Source organism: Spirillospora sp. NPDC049652, assembly GCF_040675125.1.
In the GTDB taxonomy this organism is placed as follows: Bacteria; Actinomycetota; Actinomycetes; order Streptosporangiales; family Streptosporangiaceae; genus Spirillospora.
Window position 1 is genome coordinate 1 of sequence record NZ_JBFAOF010000619.1, and the last position, 4,397, is coordinate 4,397.

The following is a 4,397-nucleotide window of genomic DNA, read 5'->3' on the forward strand; positions in this document are numbered from 1 at the left end:
GGCGGTCCTCGGCGTTCAGGGCGTCCTCGGAGGCCGACCGCTCCTGCACGGCGTCGGCCAGGCCGTCCTGCGCCTCCTCCAGGACCGCGCGGAGCATCTCCTCCTGCTCGCGGATCGCGGCGGCCTCGCGCTCCATGTCCTCGGGGTCGCGGCCGCGCCGCTCCTCGTCCCGCGCCTCCGCCGCGTTCCGGTGCCGCTCGGCGGCCAGGTCGGCGACACCGCGCAGCCGCTCCTTCAGCGACGACAGCTGGAACCAGGTGTCCTGGACGAGCGCCAGCCGCGGGGCCTGCTCGGCCTCCTCGGCCTCCAGCACGCCCTCGCGCTCCTGCGCCTCGGCGAGGGCGCGCTCGGTCTCGACGCGCCGCTCGCGGATCTGCGCCTCGTCGGCGGCCTCGCGCTCCAGCCGCGTCCGCAGCGTCACCAGGTCGTCGGCCAGCAGCCGCAGCCGGGCGTCGCGCAGGTCGGCCTGGATGACGGCGGCGCGGCGGGCGATCTCGGCCTGCCGGCCGAGCGGCTTGAGCTGGCGGCGCAGCTCGCCGACCAGGTCCTGCACGCGGGTGAGGTTGGCCTGCATCGCGTCCAGCTTCCGCAGCGCCTTCTCCTTGCGCTTGCGGTGCTTCAGGACGCCCGCCGCCTCCTCGATCACCGCGCGGCGGCCCTCGGCCCCGGCGTGCAGCACCCGGTCCAGCTGGCCCTGCCCGATGATCACGTGCATCTCGCGGCCGATGCCGGAGTCCGACAGCAGCTCCTGGATGTCCAGCAGCCGGCAGGAGTCGCCGTTGATCGCGTACTCCGACTGGCCGGACCGGAACATCAGCCGGCTGATCGTGACCTCGGTGTAGTCGATCGGCAGCGCGCCGTCGGAGTTGTCGATGGTCAGCACGACCTCGGCGCGACCCAGCGGCGGACGGTTCGCGGTGCCCGCGAAGATCACGTCCTCCATCTTGCCGCCGCGCAGCGACTTGGCCCCCTGCTCGCCCATGACCCAGGCGAGAGCGTCCACGACGTTGGACTTGCCGGACCCGTTCGGGCCGACCACGGCGGTGATCCCCGGCTCGAACTTCAGGGTGGTCGAGGACGCGAAGGACTTGAAGCCGCGCAGGGTCAGTGTCTTCAGGTACACGCGCTCGCCGTCCTCCTCCGGGTTCGCGGTCGGGGAGCGGCGCCGGTGCGCGCGCCCGGCCGTCGCCCGGGCGGCCGCCGCACGCGCCCACCCGGGGATCGCCGGCGCGCGGTTCGCCACCGCGCGTCGGCACGGCGGCTCCGGGCGGGATCGCTCACCCCCGTGGCCCGCCGGGCGGACGCCCGCGAGCCTGTCGAACCCTACCGGCAGAGGACGCCGGGGCCCCGCATCCGCGCGCGACCGTTCTCCGCCGGATGCACCGGATCGGCACGGAACACACCGCAAGGCGTGGAACACGGCCCACGGCATGGAACACGCCGCACACGGCGAACGTCCTGAACACGATGAACGCGCCGGAGGCGCGCCTCAGGCGCGCACCACGGCTGACGCCGGGCACGCGACGGGCACGGCGGACACGCGACGGGCACGGCGGGCACGGTGAACTCCCGGGCAGCCCGAAGGCACGTCCGGCGACCGGACGTGCCTTGGAGCTGCCGCGACCGTCACCAACCGGGCCGACCGTCAGAGAACGGATGACCCGCCCCGCGAGGGGGCGGGCGGCCCGGCCGGGGACTGCCGCATGACGGGCAATGAACAAGGGACGCCACGGGTCGGTGGGGCGTCCCTGATTCCGCCGACGTGAAAAGCGGCGCCGATCAGGTCAGCGCCGGTTCACGGTCCTTCACTGCGAGCGATACCATGTCGCCCTCGGCGGCCGTCGCGAGCGCGTCGTTCTCCTCCTGGAGCCGGACGAGCTCGGCCTCCAGGTCTCGTACGCGCTGCTGCAGGCGCCGCATCTCCGCGACCATCCGGGGGTCGGGACCGCCGACGTGGCCGAGTAGAGCCTTCGCCATGACTAAGGGTCCTCCACGCTGAGTAACCAGCAGGAATCGCGCACGGGAAGCAACTGGACTCGGTGCGCGTATCAACTAGAGTCGCACCGGCGCGAGTCCTGGTCAAGATGGACATCACAGGCCGGTAACAACATGTCGTCCTTAGTTTAGCAGGATCAAACCGGAATTCCCTACCCGGTCAGCGTTCCTGGAAACCGGAGGCCCCGCCGCGCGGCTCCCCCCACCGCTCCACCACGCCGGTGACCCGTCCCGGACGTGCGGGAATCCCGGTTTCGGGCGTGGCGTCGGGGCGCAGCATCCCCAGCAAACGGTCACACGCGGTACGCGGCCCCTCGGCGTTCACCTCGACGCGGCCGTCGCGGAGGTTGGACGCGCTGCCCACGAGTCCCAGCTCCAGCGCGCGGGCGCGCACCCACCAGCGGAACCCGACCCCCTGCACGTGGCCCCGCACCCAGGCGGTCAACCGTACGTCCGGTTCGTCCGACATCTTCGGTCCTCCCCCGTTCTCGTGTCCCGGCCCGCTGGTGCCCGGCCCGGGCGGGTCGGCGCGGGCACGCCAGCCCGCTCCCGGCCCGTCCGGCGGCGTTCCGGCTGCTCAGTAGCGTGCCCGGCGGGGACGCGGCTGGCACTTGGGGCAGCTGAAGGACGAGCGGTTCATGAACTCGTCGCGGCGGATGGGCGTCCCGCAGCGGCGGCACGGCTCGTCCCGGCGGCCGTAGGCGTCCAGGGACCGCTCGAAGTAGCCGCTGTCCCCGTTGACGTCGACGTACAGGGCGTCGAACGACGTCCCGCCGACCGCGAGCGCCTCGCTCATCACCTCGCGCGCGGCCGCCAGCACGCGGGCGGACTCCGCGCGGGTCATCGTCTCGGTGGGACGCGCCCAGTGCAGTCGCGAACGCCACAGCGCCTCGTCGGCGTAGATGTTGCCGACGCCGCTGATCAGGGACTGGTCGAGCAGCGCCCGCTTGATCCCGGTGCGGCGCCGGCGCAGCGCGGCGAAGAACGCCTCCTCGTCGAAGGCGTCCTCCAGCGGGTCGGGCGCGATGTGCGCGACCGGCGCGGGCACCGGGTCCCCCGCCCTGGACGGCACCAGGTCGGCGACCAGCAGGTGCCCGAAGGTGCGCTGGTCGACGAAGCGCAGGTCCTGACCGCCGTCGGTGAACGTCAGGCGGACGCGCAGGTGCTTGTGGCGCTCCCGCTCCGGCTCCCCCACCAGGAGCTGCCCGCTCATGCCCAGATGGGCGAGCAGCGCCTCGGCCGGCTCGTCCTTCGCGCCGTCGGCATCCGCCTTCAGGGGCAGCCACAGGTACTTGCCGCGCCGCCTCGGCTCGGCGACCACGCGTCCGGCCAGGCGGCCGGCGAAGTCGGCCGGACCCTCCTGGTGCCGCCGGACGGCGCGGGGGTGCAGGACCTCGGCGGACGCGACCGTCCGCCCGGTGACCCAGCGGTCCAGCCCGCGCCGGACGACCTCGACCTCGGGGAGCTCAGGCACCGGCGACAGCGGCGGTCGCGCCGCCCTTCCCCTCGCCGTCCCGGCTCTTGCCCGCCTCGCCGCCGGCCTCATCGCCGGCCTCGCCGGCGCCCTGGACGACGGTCTCGCGGATGGCGTGCCAGGCGGCCTCGGCGGCGTGCTGCTCGGCCTCCTTCTTGGAGCGGCCCTCGCCGGACCCGTAGGCCGTGCCGCCGACCCGCACCGAGGCGCGGAACGTCTTCTGGTGGTCGGGGCCGGACTCGGCGACGTGGTACTCGGGGACGCCCAGCTCCTCCACGGCGGTGAGCTCCTGAAGCGAGGTCTTCCAGTCCAGGCCCGCGCCGAGGCCCGCCGAGCGGGTGATCAGCGCGTCGAACAGCCGGTGCACCAGCGCGGACGCCTCGTCCAGACCGCGGTCGAGGTAGACGGCGCCGATCAGCGCCTCCAGCGTGTCGGCGAGGATGGACGACTTGTCCCGGCCGCCGGTGCCCTCCTCGCCGCGCCCGAGCCGGATGTGCGGGCCGACGCCCAGCTCGCGCGCGACGCCCGCGAGGGCGCGCATGTTGACCACGGCGGCGCGGAGCTTGGCGAGCTGCCCCTCGGGCAGGTCCGGGTGGCCGCGGAAGAGGGTGTCGGTGACGACCAGGCCGAGCACCGAGTCGCCGAGGAACTCCAGCCGCTCGTTGGTCGGCAGGCCGCCGTTCTCGTAGGCGTAGGAGCGGTGCGTCAGCGCCCGCTCCAGCAGGTCGGGCGTGACCTCGACCTGCAGCGCCGAGGTCAGCTCGGCGCGATCCGGGATGGGACGGTCCTTCTTGCCGCTCACAGGCCCTCCTCGCCTGGCGTGGCAGCCTCGCGGGGCTGCCCGTGGACGGCGCGCGCGGCGGCGGGGAGGCGGCGGAGGTCCGTCCGCGAAAGCGAGGTGCGCGCCGGTGGGAATGTTCCCGGCGTG

The 4,397-nt window shown here is 74.1% G+C and carries 5 protein-coding genes; all 5 read right to left on the bottom strand.

The genetic code is table 11. The features are described from left to right. Positions 1–1,123 (bottom strand): chromosome segregation SMC family protein (locus tag AB0J52_RS29205; RefSeq protein WP_500185741.1); only part of this gene is annotated, 1,123 nt, incomplete at its 3' end. A gap of 656 nt (positions 1,124–1,779) precedes the next feature. Further along, positions 1,780–1,977, bottom strand: a complete 198-nt coding sequence (locus AB0J52_RS29210) for a hypothetical protein (protein ID WP_117361021.1) — start codon at positions 1,975–1,977, stop codon at positions 1,780–1,782. 178 nt (positions 1,978–2,155) lie between these two features. Further along, positions 2,156–2,464: an acylphosphatase gene (locus AB0J52_RS29215; RefSeq protein WP_500185744.1), complete on the bottom strand. Its 309-nt coding sequence runs from the start codon at positions 2,462–2,464 to the stop codon at positions 2,156–2,158. Positions 2,465–2,572: 108 nt separating this feature from the next. Continuing rightward, the gene (gene mutM, locus AB0J52_RS29220) at positions 2,573–3,469 is read right to left on the bottom strand and encodes a bifunctional DNA-formamidopyrimidine glycosylase/DNA-(apurinic or apyrimidinic site) lyase (protein WP_500185746.1); all 897 of its coding nucleotides are present in this window, start codon (positions 3,467–3,469) and stop codon (positions 2,573–2,575) included. Further along, on the bottom strand, positions 3,462–4,247 hold the full coding sequence (rnc, locus tag AB0J52_RS29225; protein ID WP_500185750.1) for a ribonuclease III: 786 nt from the start codon (positions 4,245–4,247) through the stop codon (positions 3,462–3,464). The genes mutM and rnc overlap by 8 nt, the downstream gene beginning before the upstream one ends. Between the last annotated feature and the right edge of the window lie 150 nt (positions 4,248–4,397).

Excerpts from the sequence above, each read along its gene's own strand:
- AB0J52_RS29210 (WP_117361021.1), bottom strand. The coding sequence starts at position 1,977 with ATGGCGAAGGCTCTACTCGGCCACGTCGGCGGTCCCGACCCCCGGATG.
- AB0J52_RS29215 (WP_500185744.1), bottom strand. The coding sequence starts at position 2,464 with ATGTCGGACGAACCGGACGTACGGTTGACCGCCTGGGTGCGGGGCCAC.